Annotated in this window: 23 protein-coding genes; 11 read left to right on the top strand and 12 right to left on the bottom strand. The window is 72.5% G+C overall.

All coding sequences use genetic code 11. The annotated features are described in order from the left end of the window. Window positions 1-70: 70 nt before the first annotated feature. Together ACFYZA_RS09770 and ACFYZA_RS09765 are read right to left on the bottom strand one after the other, a co-directional pair. A complete protein-coding gene (locus tag ACFYZA_RS09770) occupies window positions 71-1,099 on the bottom strand; it encodes an aldo/keto reductase (protein WP_388488926.1) in 1,029 nt (342 codons plus the stop codon). A 6-nt stretch (window positions 1,100-1,105) separates the two neighbouring features. Continuing rightward, window positions 1,106-1,579, bottom strand: a complete 474-nt coding sequence (locus ACFYZA_RS09765; RefSeq protein ID WP_388488923.1) for a MerR family transcriptional regulator — start codon at window positions 1,577-1,579, stop codon at window positions 1,106-1,108. Between the two features lie 160 nt (window positions 1,580-1,739). On the opposite strand from ACFYZA_RS09765, the gene ACFYZA_RS09760 reads away from it, so the two are divergent. Continuing rightward, on the top strand, window positions 1,740-2,558 hold the full coding sequence (locus tag ACFYZA_RS09760; RefSeq protein ID WP_388488920.1) for a serine hydrolase domain-containing protein: 819 nt from the start codon (window positions 1,740-1,742) through the stop codon (window positions 2,556-2,558). 104 nt (window positions 2,559-2,662) lie between these two features. Here ACFYZA_RS09760 and ACFYZA_RS09755 read toward each other — a convergent pair whose 3' ends face one another. Continuing rightward, a complete protein-coding gene (locus ACFYZA_RS09755; protein ID WP_388488917.1) occupies window positions 2,663-3,322 on the bottom strand; it encodes a pirin family protein in 660 nt (219 codons plus the stop codon). A gap of 116 nt (window positions 3,323-3,438) precedes the next feature. Between ACFYZA_RS09755 and ACFYZA_RS09750 the strand changes: the two genes are divergently transcribed. The 5 genes from ACFYZA_RS09750 (at window position 3,439) to fabF (ending at window position 8,301) form a co-directional block, all read left to right on the top strand. Further along, window positions 3,439-4,635, top strand: coding sequence for a PucR family transcriptional regulator (locus ACFYZA_RS09750; RefSeq protein WP_382591624.1), 1,197 nt, complete (start codon window positions 3,439-3,441; stop codon window positions 4,633-4,635). An 89-nt stretch (window positions 4,636-4,724) separates the two neighbouring features. Next, a complete protein-coding gene (locus ACFYZA_RS09745; RefSeq protein ID WP_382591627.1) occupies window positions 4,725-5,642 on the top strand; it encodes an ACP S-malonyltransferase in 918 nt (305 codons plus the stop codon). Window positions 5,643-5,655: 13 nt separating this feature from the next. Further along, a complete protein-coding gene (locus ACFYZA_RS09740; RefSeq protein ID WP_382591630.1) occupies window positions 5,656-6,651 on the top strand; it encodes a ketoacyl-ACP synthase III in 996 nt (331 codons plus the stop codon). Between the two features lie 60 nt (window positions 6,652-6,711). After that, entirely contained in the window at window positions 6,712-6,960 is a 249-nt protein-coding gene (locus ACFYZA_RS09735) for an acyl carrier protein (RefSeq protein ID WP_267053408.1), read from the top strand. Window positions 6,961-7,038: 78 nt separating this feature from the next. Next, entirely contained in the window at window positions 7,039-8,301 is a 1,263-nt protein-coding gene (gene fabF / locus ACFYZA_RS09730) for a beta-ketoacyl-ACP synthase II (RefSeq protein WP_382591635.1), read from the top strand. A gap of 93 nt (window positions 8,302-8,394) precedes the next feature. Here fabF and ACFYZA_RS09725 read toward each other — a convergent pair whose 3' ends face one another. Beyond that, window positions 8,395-8,889, bottom strand: a complete 495-nt coding sequence (locus ACFYZA_RS09725; protein WP_100576706.1) for a DUF3145 domain-containing protein — start codon at window positions 8,887-8,889, stop codon at window positions 8,395-8,397. A gap of 326 nt (window positions 8,890-9,215) precedes the next feature. On the opposite strand from ACFYZA_RS09725, the gene ACFYZA_RS09720 reads away from it, so the two are divergent. Beyond that, window positions 9,216-10,109, top strand: a complete 894-nt coding sequence (locus ACFYZA_RS09720; RefSeq protein ID WP_388488911.1) for an SGNH/GDSL hydrolase family protein — start codon at window positions 9,216-9,218, stop codon at window positions 10,107-10,109. Between the two features lie 182 nt (window positions 10,110-10,291). On the opposite strand, the gene ACFYZA_RS09715 is transcribed toward ACFYZA_RS09720, so the two are convergent. Continuing rightward, window positions 10,292-12,736: a beta-glucosidase gene (locus tag ACFYZA_RS09715; RefSeq protein ID WP_388488908.1), complete on the bottom strand. Its 2,445-nt coding sequence runs from the start codon at window positions 12,734-12,736 to the stop codon at window positions 10,292-10,294. Window positions 12,737-12,937: 201 nt separating this feature from the next. On the opposite strand from ACFYZA_RS09715, the gene ACFYZA_RS09710 reads away from it, so the two are divergent. After that, window positions 12,938-13,522: a TetR/AcrR family transcriptional regulator gene (locus tag ACFYZA_RS09710; RefSeq protein WP_388488905.1), complete on the top strand. Its 585-nt coding sequence runs from the start codon at window positions 12,938-12,940 to the stop codon at window positions 13,520-13,522. Between the two features lie 117 nt (window positions 13,523-13,639). After that, a complete protein-coding gene (locus ACFYZA_RS09705; RefSeq protein WP_388489420.1) occupies window positions 13,640-14,836 on the top strand; it encodes a pyroglutamyl peptidase in 1,197 nt (398 codons plus the stop codon). Window positions 14,837-14,891: 55 nt separating this feature from the next. Here the strand turns inward: ACFYZA_RS09705 and ACFYZA_RS09700 are convergent, their stop codons facing one another. The 3 genes from ACFYZA_RS09700 to ACFYZA_RS09690 form a co-directional block, all read right to left on the bottom strand. Continuing rightward, window positions 14,892-16,289, bottom strand: a complete 1,398-nt coding sequence (locus ACFYZA_RS09700) for a PepSY-associated TM helix domain-containing protein (protein ID WP_388489417.1) — start codon at window positions 16,287-16,289, stop codon at window positions 14,892-14,894. A gap of 61 nt (window positions 16,290-16,350) precedes the next feature. Then, window positions 16,351-17,154 (bottom strand): hypothetical protein, encoded by an 804-nt coding sequence (locus ACFYZA_RS09695; protein ID WP_388488902.1) that lies wholly within the window; start codon window positions 17,152-17,154, stop codon window positions 16,351-16,353. A gap of 151 nt (window positions 17,155-17,305) precedes the next feature. Next, window positions 17,306-18,118 (bottom strand): EI24 domain-containing protein, encoded by an 813-nt coding sequence (locus ACFYZA_RS09690; RefSeq protein ID WP_388488900.1) that lies wholly within the window; start codon window positions 18,116-18,118, stop codon window positions 17,306-17,308. 129 nt (window positions 18,119-18,247) lie between these two features. Here ACFYZA_RS09690 and ACFYZA_RS09685 point away from each other — a divergent pair, with 129 nt between their 5' ends. After that, window positions 18,248-19,501 carry a serine hydrolase domain-containing protein gene (locus tag ACFYZA_RS09685; RefSeq protein WP_388488897.1) on the top strand — a complete coding sequence of 418 codons (1,254 nt, stop codon included), beginning with the start codon at window positions 18,248-18,250 and terminating at the stop codon, window positions 19,499-19,501. Here ACFYZA_RS09685 and pip read toward each other — a convergent pair. The 3 genes from pip to ACFYZA_RS09670 all read right to left on the bottom strand — a co-directional run bounded on the left by pip (window position 19,495) and on the right by ACFYZA_RS09670 (window position 22,234). Continuing rightward, window positions 19,495-20,457 carry a prolyl aminopeptidase gene (gene pip, locus ACFYZA_RS09680; protein WP_388488895.1) on the bottom strand — a complete coding sequence of 321 codons (963 nt, stop codon included), beginning with the start codon at window positions 20,455-20,457 and terminating at the stop codon, window positions 19,495-19,497. The genes ACFYZA_RS09685 and pip overlap by 7 nt on opposite strands. Before the next feature lie 135 nt (window positions 20,458-20,592). Further along, window positions 20,593-21,018, bottom strand: a complete 426-nt coding sequence (locus tag ACFYZA_RS09675) for an organic hydroperoxide resistance protein (protein ID WP_100576701.1) — start codon at window positions 21,016-21,018, stop codon at window positions 20,593-20,595. A gap of 187 nt (window positions 21,019-21,205) precedes the next feature. Then, window positions 21,206-22,234, bottom strand: coding sequence for an NADP-dependent oxidoreductase (locus tag ACFYZA_RS09670; RefSeq protein WP_382591661.1), 1,029 nt, complete (start codon window positions 22,232-22,234; stop codon window positions 21,206-21,208). Window positions 22,235-22,425: 191 nt separating this feature from the next. Here ACFYZA_RS09670 and ACFYZA_RS09665 point away from each other — a divergent pair, with 191 nt between their 5' ends. Beyond that, complete coding sequence (locus ACFYZA_RS09665) at window positions 22,426-22,848, top strand: MarR family winged helix-turn-helix transcriptional regulator (RefSeq protein ID WP_382591664.1); 423 nt, start codon at window positions 22,426-22,428, stop codon at window positions 22,846-22,848. Window positions 22,849-23,092: 244 nt separating this feature from the next. Here the strand turns inward: ACFYZA_RS09665 and ACFYZA_RS09660 are convergent, their stop codons facing one another. Beyond that, on the bottom strand, window positions 23,093-23,770 hold the full coding sequence (locus ACFYZA_RS09660) for a hypothetical protein (protein WP_388488890.1): 678 nt from the start codon (window positions 23,768-23,770) through the stop codon (window positions 23,093-23,095). Window positions 23,771-23,911: the final 141 nt, after the last annotated feature.

Raw genomic sequence — 23,911 nt, 5'->3', positions numbered from 1 at the left:
CTCGCACGACCTCTCGTACGACGTCTCGTACGACCCTTCGCGCGGCCCCTCGTACGCCCCCTCGTGCGGCCTACTTCTCGCGGGCCGCCGACGTGGAGGACATGTCGGGGTAGCGGTCGCCCGCGACCTGCCCGGCGATGGGCTCGAGGAGGGCCAGCTCGTCCGCGCTCAGGGTGATGCGGGTCGCCCCGGTGTTCTCCAGGAGGCGGGAGCGCTTGCGGGTGCCCGGGATCGGGACGACGGTCAGGCCGTGCACCCGGGCCCGCTGCTGCACCCAGGCGAGCGCGATCTGCGCGGTCGTCGCGCCGTGCGCCGCCGCGATCTTGTGGAGGGGTTCGAGCAGGGCCGCGTTGGTCACGGCGTTCTCGCCGGTGAAGCGCGGCTGGAACTTGCGGAAGTCGCTCGCGCTCAGGTCCTTGCCCGCGTCGGCGAAAGCCCCGGTGAGGAAGCCCCGGCCGAGCGGCGAGTACGGCACGAAGGTGACGCCGAGTTCGGCGGCGGCCGGCACCGCGCTGCGCTCGACGTCGCGGCTGAAGACCGACCACTCCGACTGGAGGGCGGTGATCGGGTGCACGGCGTGCGCCTCGCGCAGCTCGGCGCCGGTGACCTCGCTCAGACCGACGTACTTGATCTTGCCCTCGGCGACCAGCTCGGCCAGCGCGCCGACGGACTCGGCGAGCGGCACCTCGGGGTCGCGGCGGTGCATGTAGTACAGGTCGATGACGTCGACGTCCAGGCGGCGCAGGCTCGCCTCGACGGCCTTCTTGATGTAGGCGGGGCTGTTGTTGATGCCCCGGTAGGCGGGGTCGTCGGCGCGGCGCTCGATGGCGAACTTGGTGGCCAGGGTCACCTCGTCGCGGTGGGCGGCGAGGAACGGGGCGAGGAACTCCTCGTTGGCGCCGGATCCGTAGATGTCGGCGGTGTCGATGAGGGTGACGCCCGCCTCGACGGTCGCCTCCAGGGTGTCGCGGGCGGCGGCCTCGTCGGTGTCGCCGTAGAACTCGCTGATGCCCATGGCACCGAAGCCCTGGACGCCGATCCGCGGGCCTTCGGCACCGAGACGGACGGTGCTGATCTTCTCGATGGGGCTGTTGCTCATGAGTGTTCAGGCCCTTTCCGATTCCGACGCCTTGCGGGCACCGGCGTAAAAGTCGATCTTGTAGTCGAGTACGGCGAGCGTGTCGTGGAGCTCCGCCACGCGCGCCATGACGTCGCGCCGGGTCTGCTCCAGGAGCTCCTGGCGCGCCTCGAAGGTGTGCTCGCCCTCCCGGACGAGTTCGGCGTAGCGGACCATGTCGGCGACTGGCATCCCGGTGAGCCGGAGCTTGCCGACGAAGGCCAGCCAGTCCAGGTCCCTGTTGGTGAACCGGCGCTGGCCGGTGTGCGAGCGGTCCACGTGCGGCATGAGGCCGATCCGCTCGTACCAGCGGAGGGTGTGCGCGGTGAGGCCGGTGCTCGCCACGACCTCGCTGATCGTGTAGCGGTCCTGGCCGTCGGGACGCGGATGGCGCGGATCGGTCGCACAGAGGTCCTGCCGAGCCCGCTCCACCGTCACCGTTGTGCTGTCGATCACCGTCATGTCCTCCACGCTAGAACCTTGGAGTGCACTCGAAGCAAGCGAATTGCGTGACGTTCTCGTGTCGTGTCGCCCGCCGCCTCCCGGGGCGCCCCGGGAGGCCCCGCGCACGGCCCCCGTCCCGCCCTGCGACGCCCGCGCCGCGCCTACTAGGCTCGTGCGCATGGAGAGCCTGCGGATCATCGAGACCTGGCCCGTACCGACCGCCGCGGCGGCCGTGGTGCGCGCCGACGGAACGCTTGCCGGCACGCACGGGCCGCTGTCCCACCGGTTCCCACTGGCCTCCGTCACCAAGCCGCTCGCCGCGTACGCGGCCCTCGTCGCGTACGAGGAGGGGGCGGTCGAGCTCGACGAGCCGGCCGGGCCGGCCGGGTCCACCGTCCGGCACCTGCTCGCGCACACCTCGGGGCTCGCCTTCGACGAGCACCGGGTGATGGCGCCGCCCGGCGACCGGCGGCTGTACTCCAACGCCGGGTTCGAAGTCCTCGGCGACCACATCGCCAAGCAGTCCGGCATCCCCTTCGCCGAGTACGTGCGCCAGGCCGTCTTCGAGCCGCTCGGCATGAGCGCCAGCACCCTGGACGGCTCGCCCGCCAAGGACGGCGTCTCGACCGTCGGGGACCTCGCGAAGTTCGCCGCCGAAGTGCAGGCGCCGCAGCTGCTCCACCCGGCCACGGTCGCCGAGGCGATGCACGTGCAGTACCCGGGCCTCAAGGGCGTGCTGCCCGGCTACGGCCACCAGAACCCCAACGACTGGGGCCTCGGCTTCGAGATCCGGGGCGCCAAGTCCCCGCACTGGACCGGGAGTTCGTCCTCGCCGCGCACCTTCGGCCACTTCGGCCAGTCCGGCACGTTCCTGTGGGTCGACCCGGACGCGGGCCTGGCCTGTGTGGCCCTGACGGACCGCGCGTTCGGGCCCTGGGCGGTCGAGGTGTGGCCCGTCCTCACCGACTCGGTACTGGCCGAGTTCACCCGGAGCTGAGCCGCCCCGGACCGGCAGCCGGCCGAATGCACGCGGAGCCGGGCTCCCGGAAGCAGCGCCCCCGCTTCACACCTAGCCGGGCTCCCGGAAGCAGCGCCCCCGCTTCACACCGCGGCGAACTCCCAGAACAGCACCTCGGCGTCCTCGTCCGCCGTCAGCTCCAGGCCCAGCGCTCCGGTGATCCTTGCCGAGTCGCCGGGCCCGAGCGCCTCCTGGGCGAGGCCCACCCGGCCGCGTACGACGTGGACGTACACCCCCGGCGCGTCCGGCACTGCGGTGCGCTCGCCGGGGGCGAGGCGGCGCACGTACAGCATCGCGCCCGCCGGGAGCACCGCGTAGGGCGTGGAGTCGGCGATGCCGTGCACGATGTCGTACGAGGGCTCGCCGCCGGGCTTCCTCGGGGCGAGCCACATCTGGAGGAAGACCAGCGGGTCCGTGCCCTCGTTGCGCTCCTCGTGCCGGACGCCGCCGGCGGAGCTCAGGCACTGCACGTCGCCGGGGCGCACCACGGTGGTGCGGCCCGCCGAGTCGCGGTGGGTGAGCTCGCCCTCGATCACCCACGTGAGGATCTCGGTGTGGCTGTGCGGATGCTCGTCGAAGCCCGCGCCGGGCGCGAGCCGCTCCTCGTTGCAGGCCAGGACCGGCCCGAACCGGAGGTTGTCCGGATCGTAGAACCGGCCGAAGGAGAAGGCGTGCAGGGATTCGATACCGGCGTCCGGTTCCCCGCCCCGATAGCGCTCGTCAGCGCGCCTGACTGAAATCACGTCCACCACGGTAGACCCGGACGCGGACGCGGGTCGCTCCTTCCGCACGCCCCGATCGGCCGCCGGTCTCACCCCGGCCCGGCAGGGAGGGTTCCCGATAAGGCAGTCTTGTCCCCGTGCCAGCACCCGATCCCGTACACCCCGCGAAGAATGCCCATCCGCATGCCGCGACCCTGAAGCGTCTTGAGCAGTCCTCGGGGCGGCTCGCCGCGAACGCGATCGCCCGCATGGACGCGACACTGCCGTGGTACCGGGCGATGCCGCCGGAGAACCGGTCGTGGATCGGTCTGGTCGCCCAGGCCGGCATCGCCGCCTTCACCGAGTGGTTCCGGCATCCCGAGACGCCCCAGGCGATCTCGACCGACGTCTTCGGCACGGCCCCGCGCGAACTGACCCGCGCGATCACGCTGCGCCAGACCGTCGAGATGGTGCGCACCACCATCGAGGTCATGGAGACCGCGATCGAGGAGGTCGCGGCCCCGGGTGACGAGTCCATCCTGCGCGAGGCACTGCTCGTGTACGCCCGCGAGATCGCCTTCGCGACGGCCCAGGTGTACGCGCAGGCCGCCGAGGCCCGCGGCGCCTGGGACGCCCGCCTCGAATCCCTGGTGGTCAACGCGGTGCTGTCCGGCGAGGCCGACGAGGGCGCGGTGTCGCGGGCCGCGGCGCTCGGCTGGAACTCCCCCGAGCACGTGTGCGTGGTGCTCGGTACGGCCCCGGACGGCGACAGCGAGCTCACCGTGGAGGCGATCCGGCGGGCCGCCCGGCACGCCAAGCTCCAGGTCCTGACCGGGGTGCTCGGCAACCGCCTGGTCGTCATCGCGGGCGGCAGCGACAACCCGCTCCAGGTCGCCAAGGGCCTGATCGGGCCGTATGCGGCGGGGCCCGTGGTGGCCGGGCCCATCGTGCCGGACCTGCTGGCCGCGACCCGGTCCGCGCAGGCGGCGGCGGCCGGCCTCAAGGCGTGCTCGGCCTGGCAGGACGCTCCCCGGCCGGTTCTCGCGGACGATCTGCTGCCGGAGCGGGCGATCGCGTCGGATCCTGCCGCGCGCGAGCAGCTGGTGGAGGAGATCTACAGACCGCTGGAGGAGGCGGGCTCGGCGCTCCTGGAAACCTTGAGCGTTTATCTGGAGCAGGCGAGCAGCCTGGAGGGCGCCGCCCGGATGCTGTTCGTCCACCCCAATACCGTTCGCTACCGGCTCCGACGTGTGACGGACGTCACCGGGTGGTCGCCGTCCGACGTGCGCTCCGCGTTCACGCTGAGGATCGCGCTGATCCTGGGGCGTCTGGCCGACGGAGATTCACAGTCCTAGACTTTTGTCGGACACCCACAATTCCCCCGACGGTTCTTCGTCCCTGTCCCCACGGGCGTGCGGAGCCGTCCACAAGAGAGAGTGTGAGAGTGCTCGTACTCGTCGCTCCCGGCCAAGGCGCTCAGACGCCCGGCTTCCTGACCCCCTGGCTCGACCTCCCCGGCGCTGCCGACCGGCTCGCCGCATGGTCGGACGCCATCGGTCTTGACCTCGTCCACTACGGCACGCAGGCGGACGCCGACGCGATCCGCGACACCGCCGTGGCCCAGCCCCTGCTGGTCGCCGCCGGTCTGCTGTCCGCCTCGGCCCTGGGTGACATCGCCCCGGGGGCCGTCGCCGGGCACAGCGTCGGCGAGATCACCGCCACCGCGTTCGCGGGCGTCCTGTCGGAGGAGGCCGCGCTCGGCTTCGTCCGCAAGCGGGGCCTGGGCATGGCCGAGGCCGCGGCCGTGACGCCGACCGGCATGGCCGCCCTGCTCGGCGGCGAGCCCGAGCACGTGCTGCCGCACCTGGAGAAGCTCGGCCTGACGCCGGCGAACGTGAACGGCGCGGGCCAGATCGTGGCCGCCGGCACCGCCGAGCAGCTGGCCGCGCTGGAGGCCGACAAGCCCGAGGGCGTACGCCGCGTGGTGGCCCTCAAGGTGGCCGGCGCCTTCCACACGCACCACATGGCCCCGGCCGTCGCGGCGCTCGAAGAGGCGGCGACCTCCCTGGAGATCGCCGACCCGCGCTTCACCTACGTCTCGAACGCGGACGGCAAGGCCGTGGCGAGCGGCCAGGAGATCGTGGCCCGCCTGGTCAACCAGGTCTCCAATCCGGTCCGTTGGGACCTGTGCATGGAGACCTTCAACGAGCTGGGCGCGACGGCGCTGGTCGAGCTGTGCCCGGGCGGCACCCTGACCGGCCTCGCCAAGCGCGCCATGCCGGGTGTCAAGACCGTCGCCCTGAAGACCCCCGCCGACCTCGACGCGGCTCGTGCGCTCATCGCCGAGCATGCATCCGCCTAAGGAGCCGAGAGCCATGTCGAAGATCCGCCCCAGCAAGGGCGCCCCGTACGCCCGCATCATGGGCGTGGGCGGCTACCGGCCCGTGCGGGTGGTGCCCAACGAGGTGATCCTGGAGACGATCGACTCCTCCGACGAGTGGATCCGCTCGCGCTCCGGCATCGCCACCCGCCACTGGGCCTCCGCCGAGGAGACCGTGGCCGCGATGTCGATCGAGGCCTCCGGCAAGGCGATCGCCGACGCCGGGATCGCCGCCGACCAGATCGGTGGCGTGATCGTCTCCACGGTCTCGCACTTCAAGCAGACCCCGGCGGTGGCGACCGAGATCGCCGACAAGCTGGGCACCGGCAAGGCGGCCGCCTTCGACATCTCGGCCGGCTGTGCGGGCTTCGGCTACGGTCTGACCCTGGCCAAGGGCATGATCGTCGAGGGTTCGGCCGAGTACGTCCTGGTCATCGGCGTGGAGCGGCTCAGCGATCTGACCGACCTCGAGGACCGTGCGACGGCGTTCCTGTTCGGCGACGGCGCGGGCGCTGTCGTCGTGGGTCCCTCGGACGAGCCGGCCATCGGTCCCACGATCTGGGGTTCCGAGGGCGACAAGTCGGAGACCATCAAGCAGACCGTGCCGTGGAACGAGTACGACAGCTCGGGCAAGTTCCCCGCGATCACGCAGGAGGGCCAGGCGGTGTTCCGCTGGGCCGTGTTCGAGATGGCGAAGGTCGCCCAGCAGGCGCTGGACGCGGCCGGAATCAGCCCGGACGACCTGGACGTCTTCATTCCGCACCAGGCCAACATGCGGATCATCGACTCGATGGTGAAGACTCTCAAGCTGCCGGACCACGTCACGGTCGCCCGTGACGTGGAGACCACCGGCAACACCTCGGCCGCCTCGATCCCGCTCGCAATGGAGCGGCTCCTGGCGACCGGACAGGCGAAGAGCGGCGACACCGCGCTCGTCATCGGCTTCGGGGCGGGTCTCGTGTACGCCGCGACGGTCGTTACCCTCCCCTAGGCACTCCGGATAATTCCGGAAGCCCGTAATTCGAAGCATTAACACCGAAGGAGCGCCAACATGGCCGCCACGCAGGAAGAGATCGTCGAGGGTCTCGCCGAGATCGTCAACGAGATCGCTGGTATCCCGGTCGAGGACGTCCAGCTGGACAAGTCCTTCACCGACGACCTGGACGTCGACTCGCTGTCCATGGTCGAGGTCGTCGTCGCCGCCGAAGAGCGCTTCGACGTCAAGATCCCGGACGAGGACGTCAAGAACCTCAAGACCGTTGGCGACGCCGCCAGCTACATCCTGAACCACCAGGCCTGATTCAGGACCTGAATTCGGGCTGCCACCCAGCGGTGGCGCCGCTGATTCACGTCCCTTACACACGTGGAGAAACTTCCTGTGAGCTCGACCAATCGCACCGTGGTCGTCACCGGTATCGGCGCAACCACACCGCTGGGTGGCGACTCCGCCTCGACCTGGGAAGGTCTGCTGGCGGGACGCTCCGGTGTCCGCCCCCTCGAGGGTGAGCGCTTCGCCGAACTGCCGGTCAGGATCGCGGCCCCGGCCGCGGTCGACCCCGGTGAGGTGCTGCCCCGGCCGCTGGCCCGCAAGCTGGACCGCTCGGCCCAGTTCGCGCTGATCGCGGCCAAGGAGGCCTGGGCCGACGCGGGCTTCACCGCCCCGGCGGGCGACGAGGCCGGCATCGCGCCGGAGCGCCTCGGCACGGTCATCGCGTCGGGCATCGGCGGCGTCACCACCCTGCTCGACCAGTACGACGTGCTGAAGGAGAAGGGCGTACGCCGCGTCTCCCCGCACACCGTGCCCATGCTCATGCCGAACGGCCCCTCGGCCAACGTCGGCCTCGAGGTCAACGCCCGTGCGGGCGTCCACACCCCCGTCTCCGCGTGCGCCTCGGGTGCCGAGGCCATCGGGTACGCCGTCGAGATGATCCGCACCGGCCGCGCCGATGTCGTGGTCGCCGGCGGCACCGAGGCGGCCATCCACCCGCTGCCCATCGCGGCGTTCGCCAACATGATGGCGATGTCCAAGAACAACGACCACCCCGAGCAGGCCTCGCGCCCCTACGACAAGGCCCGTGACGGCTTCGTCCTGGGCGAGGGCGCCGGCGTGGTGGTCCTGGAGTCCGCCGAGCACGCCGCCAAGCGCGGGGCCCGGGTCTACTGCGAGGTGCTGGGCCAGGGCCTCTCCGCCGACAGCCACCACATCGCGCAGCCCGAGCCGACCGGCCGGGGCGTCGCCGCCGCGGTGCAGAACCTGCTCGACGCCACCGACCTGAAGCCGTCCGAGGTGGTCCACCTCAATGCGCACGCCACCTCGACGCCGCAGGGCGACATCGCCGAGATCAAGGCGCTGCGCAAGGTCCTCGGCGACGATCTGGACCACGTGGCGATCTCCGCGACGAAGTCGATGACCGGCCACCTCCTGGGCGGCGCCGGCGGCATCGAGACCGTCGCCACGGTCCTCGCCCTGTACCACCGCACGGCCCCGCCGACGATCAACATCGACGAGCTCGACGACGAGGTCGACCCGGCCCTGGTGAGCAGCGAGCCCCGCGAGCTGCCCGAGGGTTCGATCTCCGCGATCAACAACTCGTTCGGCTTCGGCGGCCACAACGTGGTGCTCGCCTTCCGCTCGGTCTGAGCGGTCCCGCTCCGAGCGGCCTCCGTACGCCGCTGAAAGGGCCCCACCGCCTCGGTGGGGCCCTTTCGCGTACGCGGGGTGTGTCGGTGTGGGTCAGACGACCTGGTGCAGCCAGCGCACCGGGGCGCCCTCTCCCGCGTAGCGGAAGGGCTCCAGTTCGTCGTCCCAGGGCTTGCCGAGCAGCTTGGCGATCTCGGCCTCCAGGTCGGTCTCGCCCTGTACGGAACGGGCGAGGGCGGCCCGCAGCCGGTCCTCCGGGATCAGGATGTCGCCGTGGATGCCGGTCACGGCGTGGAAGATGCCGAGGTCGGGCGTGGCGCTGTAGCGCTCGCCCTCCGCGGTGGCACAGGGCTCTGCCGTGACCTCGAAGCGCATGAGGTGCCAGCCGCGCAGTGCGGAGGCGAGCTTGGAGGCGGTGCCGGGTTCGCCCCGCCAGGAGAACTCCGCTCTCCAGGTGCCGGGCGAGGCGGGCTGGCGGATCCAGTCGAGCTGGACGCGCACCCCCAGGACCGCGCCCACCGCCCATTCGACGTGCGGGCACAGCGCGCGTGGGGCGGAGTGGACGTAGAGAACTCCACGTGTCGTCACCGGGACCTCCAGTGCGGTTCGAGGTTCGCCTTCCCCAGCGGCCTCGCGCCCCTGCCGTTCCCGGTCAGGACAGCACCTGACATTCTGCCCCTGGGTTCAACAGTAAACAGCATCGGGAGCTAATCTCCTGAAATGGGACAGTATGTGACGTGATGTAATTTACCGGAGCCGTCTGGCGTGGTTCCTCTGGCTGGACGGGCCAAAGCTATCGCGCGGAGCTGTGCCCAGGGTGTCGTAATGTCGGTCGGAGCGCCTTCGAACGCCAAGGTTTCACCCGCGAGGACGCCGCGAATGGCCGACGACCGCCGCACGGAGGGGGACCCGGGATGCAGCAGCGCCACCGGAGCCGTCGCGTCCGCACCGCGGCCGCCGTTCTCGCGGCGGCGGCGCTCGCCCTGACGGCGGGCTGCGAGTCCGGTGACGGCCGCTCCAAGGCGAGCCCGTCCACGTCGAAGAAGCCCTCACCGAGCCCCTCGCCCGCCTGGAACCGCAGCCCGAAGTCCATAGCCGCGGTCGGTGACTCGATCACCCGCGGCTTCGACGCCTGTACGGTCCTGGCCGACTGCCCCGAGGTCTCCTGGGCGACCGGCAGCGACGCCCAGGTCGACTCGCTCGCGGTACGCCTCCTGGGCGCGGCGGCCCCCGCCAACAGCTGGAACTACGCGAAGACCGGCGCGCGGATGGCCGACCTGCCGGCTCAGATGGACCGTGCCGCGGCCCAGCACCCGGGCCTGGTCACGGTGATGGCCGGCGCGAACGACGCGTGCCGCGACGATGTGGCGGCCATGACGCCGGTGACGGCCTTCCGCGCGGAGTTCCGGACGGCACTCAAGAACCTGCGCGCGGTCTCCCCCAAGTCCCAGGTGTACGTGTCGAGCGTGCCGGACCTGAAGCGGCTCTGGTCGACCGGCCGGGGCAGCCCGCTGGGCAAGCAGATCTGGAAGCTGGGCATCTGCCAGTCGATGCTGGCCGACGCCGACGACCTGGGTGCGGCCGCGAGTGCGCGGCGCGGCGAGGTGTACGCGCGGGTCGTGGCGTACAACGAGGTCCTGCGGGACGTGTGCGCGGCGGACCGCGCCTGCCGTTACGACGGCGGCGCGGTCTTCGACTACGACTTCAATGGCACCCAGCTCAGCCCCTGGGACTGGTTCCACCCCAGCAAGGACGGCCAGACGCATCTGGCGGAGATCGCGTACCGCAAGGTGACGGCGGAGCGCTGAACACCCCCTGGGGGCGCGGGGAACTGCGCGAGAAGCGGCCACGGTCCGCAGACGAGAACGGGGTTTAGGGGCGCGGGGAACTGCGCGATCGCCCCCGACGGCCCGCAGTCGAAACCCCTCGCGCCCCCAGCCCCCTCCGCTCGCTCCAGAACCCCGCACCAGAACCCCGCCCCAGAACCCCGCTAGACCTCCAGCGTCGCCGAGAGCCGGACGTCCGTCAGGGACGCGCACGCCCGCACCTCGTACTGGCCCGGCACGAACGTCCAGCCCGCCGACTCGTCCCAGATCTCGAACGCCCGCCCGCGCAGCGGGATTTCGACCTCCGTCGAGTCCCCGGCCGCGGCCTCGACGGAGGCGAACCCGGCGAGCCAGCGGCCCGGGCGCTCGACCGTGTCGGCGACCGGGGCCAGATAGATCTGGACGGTCTCGCGCCCCTGGCGCGTACCCGTGTTGCGGACGCGGACCTTCGCGAGGGCGGGGGTCACCTCCAGAGACTCGTACTCCCAGGTGGTATAGCCGAGCCCGTGCCCGAAGGGGTAGGCGGGGGCGACCCCGGCCCGGTCGTAGGCACGGTATCCGATGAACAGGCCCTCCTCGTAAGGGAGTTGACCGTCCGAGGGCCGCACCTCGGTGACCGGCGCGTCGGCGAGGACGGCCGGCCACGTGGTGGGCAGGCGGCCGCCGGGCTCCGCGTGGCCGAGCAGCACGTCGGCGAGGGCGGCCCCGCCCTCCTGGCCGGGGAACCAGCTCAGGAGCACCGAGGCGACGTCCTCGCGCCACGGAAGCTCCACCGGGGAACCGGAGTTGACGATCACCACGGTGCGCGGGTTCACGGCGGCGACCGCGCGCACCAGGTCGTCCTGGCGCCCGGGCAGCCGCAGATCGCGGCGGTCGAAGCCCTCGGACTCGACGCGGTCGGTGGTGGCGACCACCACCACGGCGAGCTCGGCGTCCCGCGCGGCCTCGACCGCCTCGGCGATCAGTTCGTCCGCGTCGCGCTGCGGGCCGAGGTGGGTGAGCGAGAACATCAGCGCGGTGAGCGGGGCGTCGGGCATCTTGTGCACGGTGTGCAGCAGGGACACCTCGACCGGCTCGCCCTCGGTGAGGTGGGCGCGGCCGCGCTCGGTGGGGGCGCCGAAGAAGGCCTCGAACGGGTCGGCGGCGTCGCTCATCGACTGGGTGCCCTCCCACAGGGCGCGTCCCCCGACGGACAGCGCGAAGGCGCCGATGCCCCGGGTGCCGAAGGTGTGCTCGCCGCTCTCGCGCGGGGTGAAGGTGCCGGTGACCTCGATGGAGTGCAGCGCCTCGTGGGTGACCCCGGCGGGCAGGTCGTCGCCGATCCACTGGACCTGGCCGCTGGGCAGCGAGCCGGTGCCGAGCACGGTGCCGTCGGCGTCGCGGCAGACGGCCCGGAGCTCGAACCCCTGGTCGGCGGGGGCGAGTTCATCGCTCGGGTCGGCGCCGACCGTATAGGTCACGGCGCCCTCGGGCAGCGCGGCGGTCAGGCCGTCGAGCGGGGAGACCACGCGCTCGGGGAAGACGGTCGCCGAGCCGCCGCCCAGGACCCGGGCGTCGCGGGCCGCGGCGCCGCTGAGCGCGACCTTGCGGACGCGGGCCGGGTCGGCGGGGAGGGTGCCGCCTTCGTTGCGCACGAGGACGAAGGCGCGGCGGGCGACCTCGCGGGCGAGCGCCTGGCCGTCGAGGGCGGCGGGCGGCTCGGTGACGGCGCCCGGGACGCCGTCGAGGAGGCCGACGCGGGCGGCGAGGCGCAGCACGTTGCGCACGGCGTCGTCGACGACCGACTCGTCCACGTCGCCCTTGCGGACGGCGGCGGCGAGCGCGTCCCCGTACACGGTCCTGGGCCCGGGCATCGCGACGTCGAGTCCGCCGAGGATGTCGCCGACGGTCGAGCGGGCGGCCATCCAGTCGGAGACGATGAACCCGTCGAAGCCCCACTCGCCGCGCAGCACCTCGTTCTGGAGGTAGCGGTGCTCGGTCATCGTGGTGCCGTTGACCCGGTTGTAGGCCGACATGATGCCCCAGGGGTGGGCGTTCTCGACGATGGCCTCGAAGGGGGCGAGGTAGAGCTCGCGCAGCGGGCGCGGGGCCACCACGTTGTCGACGGTGAAGCGGTCGGTCTCGGCGTCGTTGGCGACGAAGTGCTTGACGGTGGTGCCGACGCCACCGCCCTGGACGCCGTCGACATAGCCGGAGGCGATCTCACCGGTGAGGTAGGGGTCCTCGGAGTAGCACTCGAAGTGCCGCCCGCCGAGCGGGGAGCGGTGCAGGTTGACGGTCGGCGCGAGCAGGACGTGGACGCCCTTGCGCCGGGCCTCCTGGGCGAGCAGGGTGCCGGCCCGGCGGGCGAGCTCCGGGTCCCAGGTGGCGGCGAGCGCGGTCGGCGAGGGCAGTGCGACCGAGGGGTCATCGGCGGTCCAGCGGACCCCGCGCACTCCGATCGGGCCGTCGGACATCACCAGGGAGGCGAGCCCGATCTCGGGCAGCGCCGGCAGTGACCACATGTCCTGCCCGGCGAGCAGCCGGGCCTTGGCCTCCAGGTCGAGCTTGCCGAGGGCCGCCTCGACGGCCTCGCTGTAGTCGGGGGTGGAAACGGATGCGCCAGCCACGGCCGTACCTCCTCGTAGAAGTCCGCTGAGGGGACCATGGTGACCGGTTTACCTGTAGAACGGTAGGGTTAGTTATGCTTCCGTGACAATCGAATGCCGTACGGTCCTCTCGGAACAGCGAAGGAACACCGACGGAACACGACCGGACAACGGCGACACACCGCCGGAACACCGGCGGAACGGCACGAAACGGGGGCGGACATGGCGAGGACCAGGAGCGCCAGAAGCGAGGAGCGGCGCGCGGAGATCCTGCGGGCCGCCCTCGAAGTGATCGCGGAACGCGGCTACCGGGGCGCCTCCCTCGGCGCGGTCGCCGAACGGGTCGGCCTCACCCAGCAGGGCCTGCTGCACTACTTCCCCACCAAAGAGGCCCTGCTCGTGGCCGTCCTGGAGGAGCGGGACCAGTGGGACACCGGCGGGCGGCGGGCCTCCCCCGACGGCTGGCGCCTGGAACTGCTCGCGGCCCTCGTCGAGTACAACGCGATGCGGCCCGGCATCGTCCAGACCTTCTCGGCGCTGCTCGGCGAGTCCGTGACCGACGGGCATCCGGCCCGCCCCTTCTTCACCCGCCGCTACACCCAGGTGCGCGAGGAGATGACGGGGGTGCTGCGCGCCGAGTTCGGCGACCGGCTGCCCGGCGGGCTCACCCCGGAGCGGGCGGCCCCGCTGCTCACGGCGGTGATGGACGGCCTCCAGTTCCAGTGGCTGCTCGACCCGGACTCGGTGGACATGGCGGCCTCCTTCCAGGACTTCGTGACGCTGCTGCACGGCTCGGACGGCTCATAAGTCCCCCTGTTCACACGGGACTTCCTTGCGAATACTGGGCGCCACCGGACTTCGACGGAAGGATCTGTGGTGCGACGACGTGTACGGGTGGCACGGCTGGGCTGTGCGGTGGCGGCGATGACGTTCTGCGCGCTGCTCGGCCCGGCCCCCGCCGGGGCCGCGACCGGGCCCCGGCAGGCCACGATCGAGGAGCAGCGCCTCGACCAGGCGGCGCCCAGGGAGATCCTGGCGCGCAGCGGATTCGCCGATGTGGCACCGGAGTTCACCCGCGCGCTCGGGGCCACCCGTTCCTACGGCGCGGCCGAGCGGCTCGTCGAGCGCGAGGGGACGCGGCTGTGGCGGCGGGCGGTGGACCGGGTGCAGGGCCGGGGCCCGGCGGGCGGCGACCTGAGCCGCGACGACGACCGCCCGCTGTACTGGGCCCGGCTCGGCCTGACCCGTGAACTCCGGCTCTGGCAGCCCGGGTTCGGGCTCTCCGAGAAGCGGCGGACGGCCCTGCTCGACCGCCTTGAGCAGACCTCGCGCGGACAGAGCGGCGTCGACTACCCCGCAGGCAAGGGCTACAAGCGGATCCTGCTGACCGGCTTCGACCCGTTCACGCTGGACAGGGACATCCGGATCAGCAATCCGTCGGGGGCGACCGCGCTCGCCCTGGACGGGACCTGGATCCGTACCGCCGACGGGCAGCGCGCCCGCATCGAGACCGTGACGTTCCCGGTGCGCTGGCAGGACTTCGCGGACGGCGTGGTCGAGCGGGCGCTCACACCGGTGCTGCCGAAGGTGGACCTCTTCACGACGGTGAGCCAGGGCCGGGCCGGGCGGATCGACGTCGAGCGGTTCAACGGGGCCTGGCGGGGCGGCTTCCCGGACAACATCGACGCGTCGAGCACCGGTCAGGTCCCGGTGGACGACCCGGCGACACAGCCCCAGTGGACCCGTACAACGCTGCCGTACCAGGACATCGTGGCCGCGGAGACCGGGCGCTTCCCGGTGTACGACCACACCGACGTCACCGAGATCCCGGCCGGCGCGACGGCCCCGGTGGACCGGCCCGACGGGCCGACGCCCGGCTCGGCCGCGCGGGCCGGGGGCGGCGGCGACTACCTCTCCAACGAGATCGCCTACCGGGCCACCCTGCTCCGCGACCGCCTGGGTCTGAGCATCCCCGGTGGCCATGTGCACACCCCGGTCCTGGAGTTCGGTCCCGGCAACACCGATCCGGCGACGGGTTCGGTGACGGACCCTCAGTTCGTGCGCAACCGGCTCGACATCGTGGCGCAGCTGCGGGCGATCGTACGGGTCGCGGCCGAGTAGTCCATGCGGCCCCGCCGGTCCCGCGCGCCTCAACAGCGCGCGGGACCAAAAGGGTTCAGGCCCCGGACGCGACCTTCCTCCGGGCGCGCAGACCCAGCAGCACGTCGACGGCGAGGAAGGCCACCAGGCTGATCCCGAGCAGCGGGACGAACCAGCCGACCACCAGCGTGACCGCCACCAGCGCGCACAGGGCCGGCAGCGGCACTCTGCGCCAGGCACCCCTGGGCTGCGGGCGGCCCGGGGCGCGCCCCTTGACCGGGCCGCGCTGCCACCACATCCGGTAGCCCCAGACGATGAGCGCCATCAGCGCCAACGCGAGTGCGGCCAGCGCGAGTTGGTTGGGCAGGCCGAGGAAGACGCCCATGTGCGCGTCGATGCCGAACCGGGTCAGCTGGGCCAGCAAGGGATGGTCGGCGAAGCGCAGCACGTCCATGATCCGGCCGTCGGCGGGGTCGACGGCCACCGCGTCGAGGTGCACGGGGAACTCGGTGTCGCGCTCGCGCACCACGAATCCCTTGCCCGCACTGGGCAGGCTGATCTGGATGCTCGCCCGCACGCCCTCGGCGCGGGCGGCCCCGGCGACCTGGTCGAGGGTGAGCGCGGAGGGCGCGGCGGCCGGCATCGCCATGCCTTCGTGGTGTTCGTGGCCGCCCCCGCCCATGCCGCCGGCGGTCGCCGCGGCGACCGTGGGAGTGGCGCCGCCGAGCCGGTCCTTCAGCTCGGCGATGTTCTCGCCCGCGTACCGCGACCAGGTGAGGCCGGTGGCCGAGAGCAGCACCAGACCGGTCACCGCCCACAGGCCGACCGAGCCGTGCCAGGACAGGGTGCGGCGGCGGCCGGTGACGCCGCGTTCGGGCAGCGACAGCCGGATCCGGCGGCGCCGCCCGATCCACAGCAGAAGGCCGCCGAGCGCCACGACCCAGAGCCAACTGGCTGCCATCTCACTGTAGTAGCGGCCCGGTTCGCCGAGCTGGAGATCGGCGTGGAAGGAGGAGAGCCAGCTGCGCAGGGGCAGCGCGCCGGAGCTGCCGGTGCTGGTGAGGGCGCCGCGTACGTCGCTGGTGTACGGGTTCACGAAGACCGCGAGCGACTCGTCGTCGGCGAGGCCCGGGGCCTTCATCAGGACCCGGGTGGTGGCGCCCGGCTCGGGCGACGGCCACACGGCGGTCACCTCGCCCTCGGGGTGTGCGGCCCGCGCGGCGGCGACCTGCGCGGTGAGCGGCTGGACGGACTCGCCTGCGGGGACCCGCAGTTCGTGCCGGTACAGGACGTTCTCGGCCTGGAAGGACAGCGCGTACAGCAGCCCGGTGAAGGCGGCCAGGAACAGCAGCGGGGCGACGAGGACGCCGGCGTAGAAGTGCAGCCGCAGGGCGAGGGGGCGAAGTGCCGCCCACGGGGAGGGCCGTGGGGTGGTGGGTGGTGCGGATTCCCGCGAAGGGGAGTCGACGGACATGAGGATCCTGACGTTCGGCGTGGGCATGGGTGAAGGACCCCTGGCCACGCCTCGCGCGGGATCAGGCGAGGGCGAAGCGGCCGGGGGCCGTGGCTCGGGTGGCTCCCCGGGCCGGTGGCCCCCGCCGGATGACGGCATGGCCGTGCACCGCGCCGCGCAGCCCCGGGCGCGGGCGGTGGTGCGGGCGCGGCGCGCGTACGGGCGGCGGCGGCGCGGGCACGTGGACGCGTACGAGATGCAGGGCCCGGCGCAGCGGACGGGCGGCGAGCGCCCCGAGGGCGCCGACGGTCCGCGCGAGCCGGAAGGCCGCGGCCTCGCCGCGCCACAGCCAGATCCCGCAGATCAGCGCGGCCACCAGGTGTGCGGCGAGCATCCCGCCGGACATGGAGTGTGCGGCGGCGTCCATGGCCAGGGCGTGCGCCTGGCCCGTGGCCGCCGTCATGGGCTCCGCCGCCATGCCCGGCATGTCCCGCATGGCCTGGCCGTCGGGGGCGTCCGGCATGAGGTGGGCGTACCGCGCCCCGCACGTCATCGTCGGCATGGGCATGGGCATGGGCATCGACATCGGCTCCGGCGCCCGCGCCGGGCCCGGCATCCCGGCCATCGACATCGGCTGGGTCCGGGCGAAGAGGAGGTGCAGGGCGCCCTGGGCCCCGACCTGGCCGCCCGCGATGGCGGCGAGGCCCCGCCGCCGTCCGGCCGCGCACCAAGCGACGGTTCCCGTCACCGCGAACGCGGCGAGCAGGACGGGAAGGGGGATGTCGTGGCCGGACATGGCCGCGTGGCCCACCGCGGCCAATGCCACGCACAGCGCCGCGAACATCGCGGCCCGCAGGGTGCGCAGCGGCGACCGGGCATTCGTCATGACGGCCAGATCATGCCATTGGCCCGCCCGGGCCCGGCCGTCGGGGTGACGCGCTCCGCCGGGCGGCGGCCTCACACGGGTTCGCTTCCGCTCCGGCGCCGGGCCGCATCGCTGGCCCAACTGCCTTGAGAAAAGTCGGAGTTGACGGGATCTACTGCCGGATGACGGGGTGACCCGGGGCGTCATCGTCGGCGTCGTTCGCCTCGTCCTCATCGGTGGCCGCCGATTCGCCGAGCAGGTCCCGCACCATCAGGGTCGCGCCCGCTACCGCCCCCGGCATCAGGAACACGGCGACCAGCGGGACGACGAAGGCGAGTGCGAGGGGCACGCCGAAGCCGAGGACCAGCAGCCGGCGCGAGCGCAGCAGGGTGAGGCGGGGGCGCAGTTCCATGCCCCGGCGCTGGAGGGCGACCGCGGTCAGCTCCTCGGCGAGGAAGAAGCCGGTGACGCAGAACCCGATCGCCGGGATCACGCTCTGGCCGATCACCGGGACGAAGCCGAGGCCGAAGAGCAGCAGGCCGTAGAACGCGACCCGGACCAGGATGCGCAGGGAGTCGCGGGCCGATATCCACAGCTCACGGGCGAGCGAGAGGCCCGACTCGGGTGCCTCGCCGCCGCTTTCGGCCCGGTCCACGTCGGCGGAGAGCTTCTCGTAGAAGGGCTGGCCGACGAGCAGGGTCACCGCGGTGAAGGAGATCACCGCGAGGAACAGGCCGAGCGCGAAGACCAGAGCGGTCAGGAAGCCGCGGAAGAGGCCGAGCCAGGGCGAGCCCCAGCCGTCGGCGAAGGGCGTGGCCCAGCCGACGAAGTCGTCGGCGCCGTAGGCGAGTCCGATCAGGGCGCCCGCGTACATCACGAGGGTGATGAGGCCGGGCAGCAGGCCGACGCCGAGCGACCTGCCGTGCCCGGCGGCCCAGCGCTGCCCCTTGACCAGATATCCGAAGCCTGCCCCTAGATCACGCATGGCACCGACCCTATCCGGCCCCCCGGAAGCGGAATCCAGCCGTCCCGAAAAGTGCCCAGGACTGCGGGAATGACAGCGCTAACCCCGGGGTTGTGTGCTTCACCAGCAACGATCCCGGGGGTATGTGAGATGTCGACGGAAACCAGCGTCACCGCGACCAGCACCGACGCGACCGGCACGGACGCCACGACAGGTACGACGGGCACGACGGGCACGGCAGGCACGGCAGGCACCACGAGCGGCACCGGCGTCCACGGCACCGTCGCCGAGGGCTACGAGGCCGTGCGCGAGGAGTTCGCCGCGTTCGTGGCCGGCGAGGAGCACGACCCGGCGGCCCAGCTCGCCGCGTACAAGGACGGCCGTCTCGTGGTCGACCTGTGGGCGGGTGACGTCACCGGGGACTCGCTGACCGGCGTCTTCTCGACCACCAAGGGCGCGGCCCACCTCGTGGTGGCCCTGCTCGTCCAGGACGGCGTACTCGATCTGGACCGCGAAGTCGCCCATTACTGGCCGGAGTTCGCGGCCGAGGGCAAGGGCTCGGTGACGCTGCGCCAGCTCCTGTCGCACCGCGCGGGCGTCATCGGCGCGGACGACGGCTTCACCTCCGACGAGCTGGCCGACGACCGCGTCATCGCCGAACGGCTCGCGGGCCAGCGGCCGTTCTGGCAGCCGGGCGTGGGGCACGGCTACCACGCGCTGGCGATCGGGGCGCTCACCGGCGAGGTGGTGCGACGGGCGACCGGCCGCCTGCTCCAGGAGATCTTCGAGGAACGCGTGCGCGCCCCGTACGGCCTGGACTTCTTCCTCGGCCTGCCCGAGGCCGAGCGGGCCCGCTATCGCGATGTGCTGCCGATGCTGCCGACGCCCGAGCAGGCGACCGAACTGACGGCGAACCCGAGCGGCCGCTACAACCGCCTGGCGATCGCGTTCAACACCAGCGCCGACCCGTCCTTCGACCTGGTGGCCTTCGCCAACTCGGCCGCTTCGCTCGCCAAGGGCCCCGCCTCGGTGGGCGGCGCGGGCAACGCGCGCGGCATCGCCGGGATGTACGCGGCCACGCTGGGCGACTTCCACGGCCAGGGCCCGCTCCTGAAGCGGGAGACGGTCGCCGAGTTCGCCCGGCTCCACTCCACCGGGCCCGACCTCGTCCTCGGCAACCCGAGCGACTTCGGCCTCGGCTTCCAGGCGCTCGGCATGAGCTACCCGTCGCTGGGCGCGGACACCTTCGGACACAGCGGCGCGGCGGGCTCCCTCGCCTTCGGCGACCCGCGCACCGGGCTCGCCTACGGCTACACGCGGCGGCGGTTCGCCTTCCCGGGCGGCGCGGCGCCGGAGAACGAGCGGCTGTCACGCACGGTCTACGAGGCGGCCCTCGCTCAGTAGCGGGCGAACCGGTCGAGCGCGGCCTGGGCCGCCTCCCCCATGCCGGGGTGGCCCAGGCCGTGCCCGGCGTCGTCGATCACCACGAGTTCGCACCCCGGCCACCCGGCGGCCAGCGCCCGCGCCGGGTCGGGTGGCGAGCTGAGATCCTGGCCGCCGGTGATGAGCGCCCCGGGGATTCCGGTCAACTCACCCACGCCGTGGACGAGTTGGCCGTCCTCCAGCCAGGCCGCGTGCCGCCAGTAGTGCGTGACCAGGCGGGCGAAGGTCATCCGGAAGGCGGGGTCGGCGTACCGCTCGTCGCCGAAGTCCTCGACCAGCGGCGTACCGGGCGCCCGGACATGGGTGTCCTCCCAGCGGCACCAGGTGCGGGCGGCCTCCTCGCGCACCGCCGGATCGGGGTCGGCGAGCAGCCTGGCGTAGGCGTCGACGACCCGCTCGCCCGCGCGGGGCCGTGCCGCGTCACGGAAGGCGGCCCACGCCTCGGGGAAGTGCGTCCGCACGCCCTCGGTGATCCAGTCCACTTCGGCGCGGCTGGTCGTGGTGACCGAGAACAGCACGAGCCCGGTGACCCGCCGCGGGTGCGCCTGCGCGTACGCCATGCCGAGCGTGGCGCCCCAAGAGCCGCCGAACACAAGCCAGTTGGCGATGCCGAGGCGCTCGCGCAGCCGCTCCATGTCCGCGATCAGATGGTGGGTGGTGTTGGCCGCGAGGCCGGTCGCCGCATCGCTGACGGGCGGCGTGGAGCGGCCGCAGCCGCGCTGGTCGAAGAGGACCACGCGATAGCGCGCCGGGTCGAAGTAGCGGCGCCAGGCGGGCCCCGCGCCGGAGCCGGGCCCGCCGTGCACCACGACCGCGGGCTTCCCCTCGGGGTTTCCGCAGACCTCCCAGTACACGAAGTCGCCGTCGCCGGTGTCGAGCATGCCGTGTTCGTACGGGGCCGTCTCCGGAAAGGTCATGCGGGCCAGCATGCCAGCCGCCCCGGGAACAGCACCCGGAACGTCGGTGTGCGGGCCGGGACGGCGAAGGGCCGCGCCGGACGGCAAAGGGCCGCGCCTGTCGGGGCGCGGCCCTTCGATGTCGCTGTCCGGCGGTTACGCGACGGCGAGGTTCACCGTGATGTTGCCGCGGGTCGCCTTGGAGTACGGGCAGACCTGGTGGGCCTTCTCGATGAGGTCCTGCGCGGTGGCGCGGTCCACGTTCGGGATGGTCGCGGTGATCTCGACGTAGATGCCGAAGCCGTCGTCGTTCTTGCCGATGCCGACGTGCGCGGTGACGGTCGAGCCGGAGATGTCGGCCTTCTCGTTGCGCGCCACGACGCCGAGGGCGCCCTGGAAGCAGGCGCTGTAGCCGGCGGCGAAGAGCTGCTCGGGGTTGGTGCCCGCGCCGTTGCCGCCCATCTCCTTCGGCGGGTTGACGACGACGTCCAGCTGGCCGTCGTCGGTGGAGACACGGCCGTCACGGCCGTTCTCGGCGGTGGCGACGGCGGTGTAGAGGACCTCGGACTTCTGAATGGACATGCTGGGGTGCTCCTCCTGGGTACGCGGCCGCTCGCGCCTCACGGCCGCCGGGATGTGGAAAAACCTTATCGGATCGCGGAAACCGTGAGGCGGAGTGTGCGATGGGTCACTCGGCGCCCGTGGCATCCACGGGGCCACCGACTGCCGCGTACCCGAGGAAACCCGGCCCAAGGGGGGCCGCTTTCGGCTACTTGCCGAGCGAGACGACCATCTTTCCGGTGTTCTGGCCGCGCAGCATGCCGATGAAGGCGTCGACACCGTTCTCGATGCCGTCGACGACGGTCTCGTTGTACTTGAGCTCGCCGGAGGCCAGCCAGCCGGCGACCTCGCCGGTGAACTGCTGCTGCATGCCGTAGTGGTCGCCGACCAGAACGCCCTTGAGCTGCAGGCGCTTGCCGATGATCATGGCCATGTTGCGCGGGCCGGGGGTCGGCTCGGTGTCGTTGTAGGCCGCGATCATGCCGCAGATGGTGGCGCGGCCGTGCACGTTGAGCGTGGAGATCGCGGCTTCCAGGTGCTCGCCGCCGACGTTGTCGAAGTAGACGTCGATGCCGTCCGGGGCGGCCGCGCGCAGCTGCTCGAGGACCGGGCCGTTCTTGTAGTTGAACGCGGCGTCGAAGCCGAGCTCCTCCACGAGCCACTTGACCTTCTCGTCGGAGCCGGCCGAGCCGATGACCCGCGAGGCGCCCTTGAGCCGGGCGATCTGGCCGACCTGGCTGCCCACGGCACCGGCCGCGCCGGAGACGAACACGGCGTCGCCCTCCTTGAAGGAGGCGACGTCCAGGAGGCCCGCGTACGCGGTGAGGCCCGGCATGCCGAGCACGCCGAGGTAGGCGGAGAGCGGCGCGAGCTCGCCGTCCACCTTGGTGGCGTGCTGGGCGTCGACGTCGGCGTACTCGCGCCAGCCGAGCGGGTGCAGGACGTGGTCGCCGACCGCGAACCGCTCGTCGTTGGAGGCGATGACCTCGCCGACCGCGCCGCCCTGCATGGGCCGGTCCAGCTGGAACGGCGGGACGTAGGACTTCGTGTCGTTCATGCGGCCGCGCATGTACGGGTCGACCGACATGAAGAGGTTGCGGACCAGGATGTGGCCGGCCGCCGGCTCGGCGACCGGAGCCTCCCGCAACGCGAAGTCGGACGGCACGGGCCAGCCGTTCGGGCGGGCGACGAGGTGCCATTCACGGCTGGTGGCGGGGAGTGCGGACGAGGTGGCCATGGGGTGCGTCCTCCTGCGAACAAGTGCTGATCGATACATCGGGGTGTTTCGGTACATCGGGTACGTCGGTACGGGTACCCGATACGGCGCGGGTCTCGTCACCGCGTCGGGCGTCCCAAATACTTCAGGTACTGAAAGAACAATGCGCCGAGATATTTGAGATTGTCAAGTAACTGGGTAGGCTGAACGGTATGGCCTCTCGCATGGATCCCCTGAGCCTCGAAGTAGTCGAGCTGATCGGCACGGTCGTCGGCCGCTACTACGAGGAGTACGAACGGGCCGCCGCCGAGCACTCCCTCACCGGCGCGCAGGCCCGCGTCCTCGGGCTGCTCTCCCTGGAGCCGATGCCGATGCGCCGGATCGCCCAGAAGCTGAAGTGCGAGCCGTCCAACATCACCGGCATCGTCGACCGCCTGGAGGCGCGCGGCCTGGTGGAACGCCGCCTGGACCCCGCCGACCGCCGCGTGAAACTGGCCGCCCCCACCCCCGAGGGCCTCACCACCGCGACCGACCTGCGCGACTCCCTGAACTTCGCGCGAGAGCCGCTGGCCGAGCTTTCGGCCGAGGAGCGGACCGTGCTGCGGGACCTGCTGCGGCGGATGCTGGGGGCTTAGGCGCCCGGCGAGTTCGGCACCGGCCTGGCGCGCCGCGAGGGGGCTTACGCCCCGGGCCGGCCCGGCGAGGTGGCCAGCGCCCCAAAGGGGCGCGGGGAACTGCGCGACCGGCCCACGACGGCCCGCAGCCGAAAGCGAAGTCCCGGCGGCCCGCACGCACCCCGGCCCACGATCGGCTGCCCACTCCGACCCTCCGGCGTTTGAGGAGCGGGGGTCCGGGGGCGGGGCCCCTGGCAACGGCGGGTCAGGCGCACCACCACAGGATGTGCCTGCACGTCGGCGAGGGGCTCGGGCTGGGAGGCGGTGGCGGCGGCGGCTGTTCCGAGGACGGGGACCCACCCGGCGTGGGCGAGCCGGAGGACACGGGCGAGCCGGAAGGCACCGGCGCGGACGCCGACGAGGACGGTCCGGGGTGCGGCGCGGCCGAGCGGGACGGCCTGGGCGAGGCGCCCGCCGTGTGCGCCTCGGCCACATCCACGCCGCGCCCGGGCGAGCCCGCACCGGAATCCCGCCCCCGCGAGGAGACCGGCTTCGCCGTGGGCGCGGCCGGCACCGCCGCCGCGCTGCCCGAGGGCAGCGGCTGGGGGTCGGAGATCTCCTGGTCCTCCCGCACCGCGGCGGCCCGGTCGGCCACCGGCGGCTCCATCGCCATCTGCACGAAGCCGACCGCCCCGGTCACCAGCACGAGCCCGGCCGCGCCGAAGAGGATCACCTTGCCCCGCTTGCGCCGGGCCCGCCGACCCCGGCCCCGGGCGCGGCGAGGCCCGGACGGCGCGAGCACCTCCGGGTCCCCGGACACGGCACCGGCGTACACCAGGAGCTCGTCGTCGGGCGCGGGCGCCAGCGCCTCCACGGGTGTTCCGCAACCGGCGCAGGCCAGTGCGCCGTTGAGGTGCCGACGGCAGGAGTGGCAGTAATCCATGGCCCAGGGAGGCTATGCGGCGGCCGGGCGACAAAGGGGGCCGGAGATGTGTGGATCTTGTGCGGAAGAGCTGTCTTCCTGGCGTGGCCGCGTGACGAATCGCCATGGACCGGGGCGTTGTCAGCGGGGCCGGGCAGGATG

Source organism: Streptomyces sp. NPDC001828, assembly GCF_042892175.1.
Taxonomy (GTDB): Bacteria; Actinomycetota; Actinomycetes; order Streptomycetales; family Streptomycetaceae; genus Streptomyces.
The sequence above is the reverse complement of the archived record's forward strand: the minus strand, read 5'-3'. Positions and strand labels throughout refer to the sequence as shown.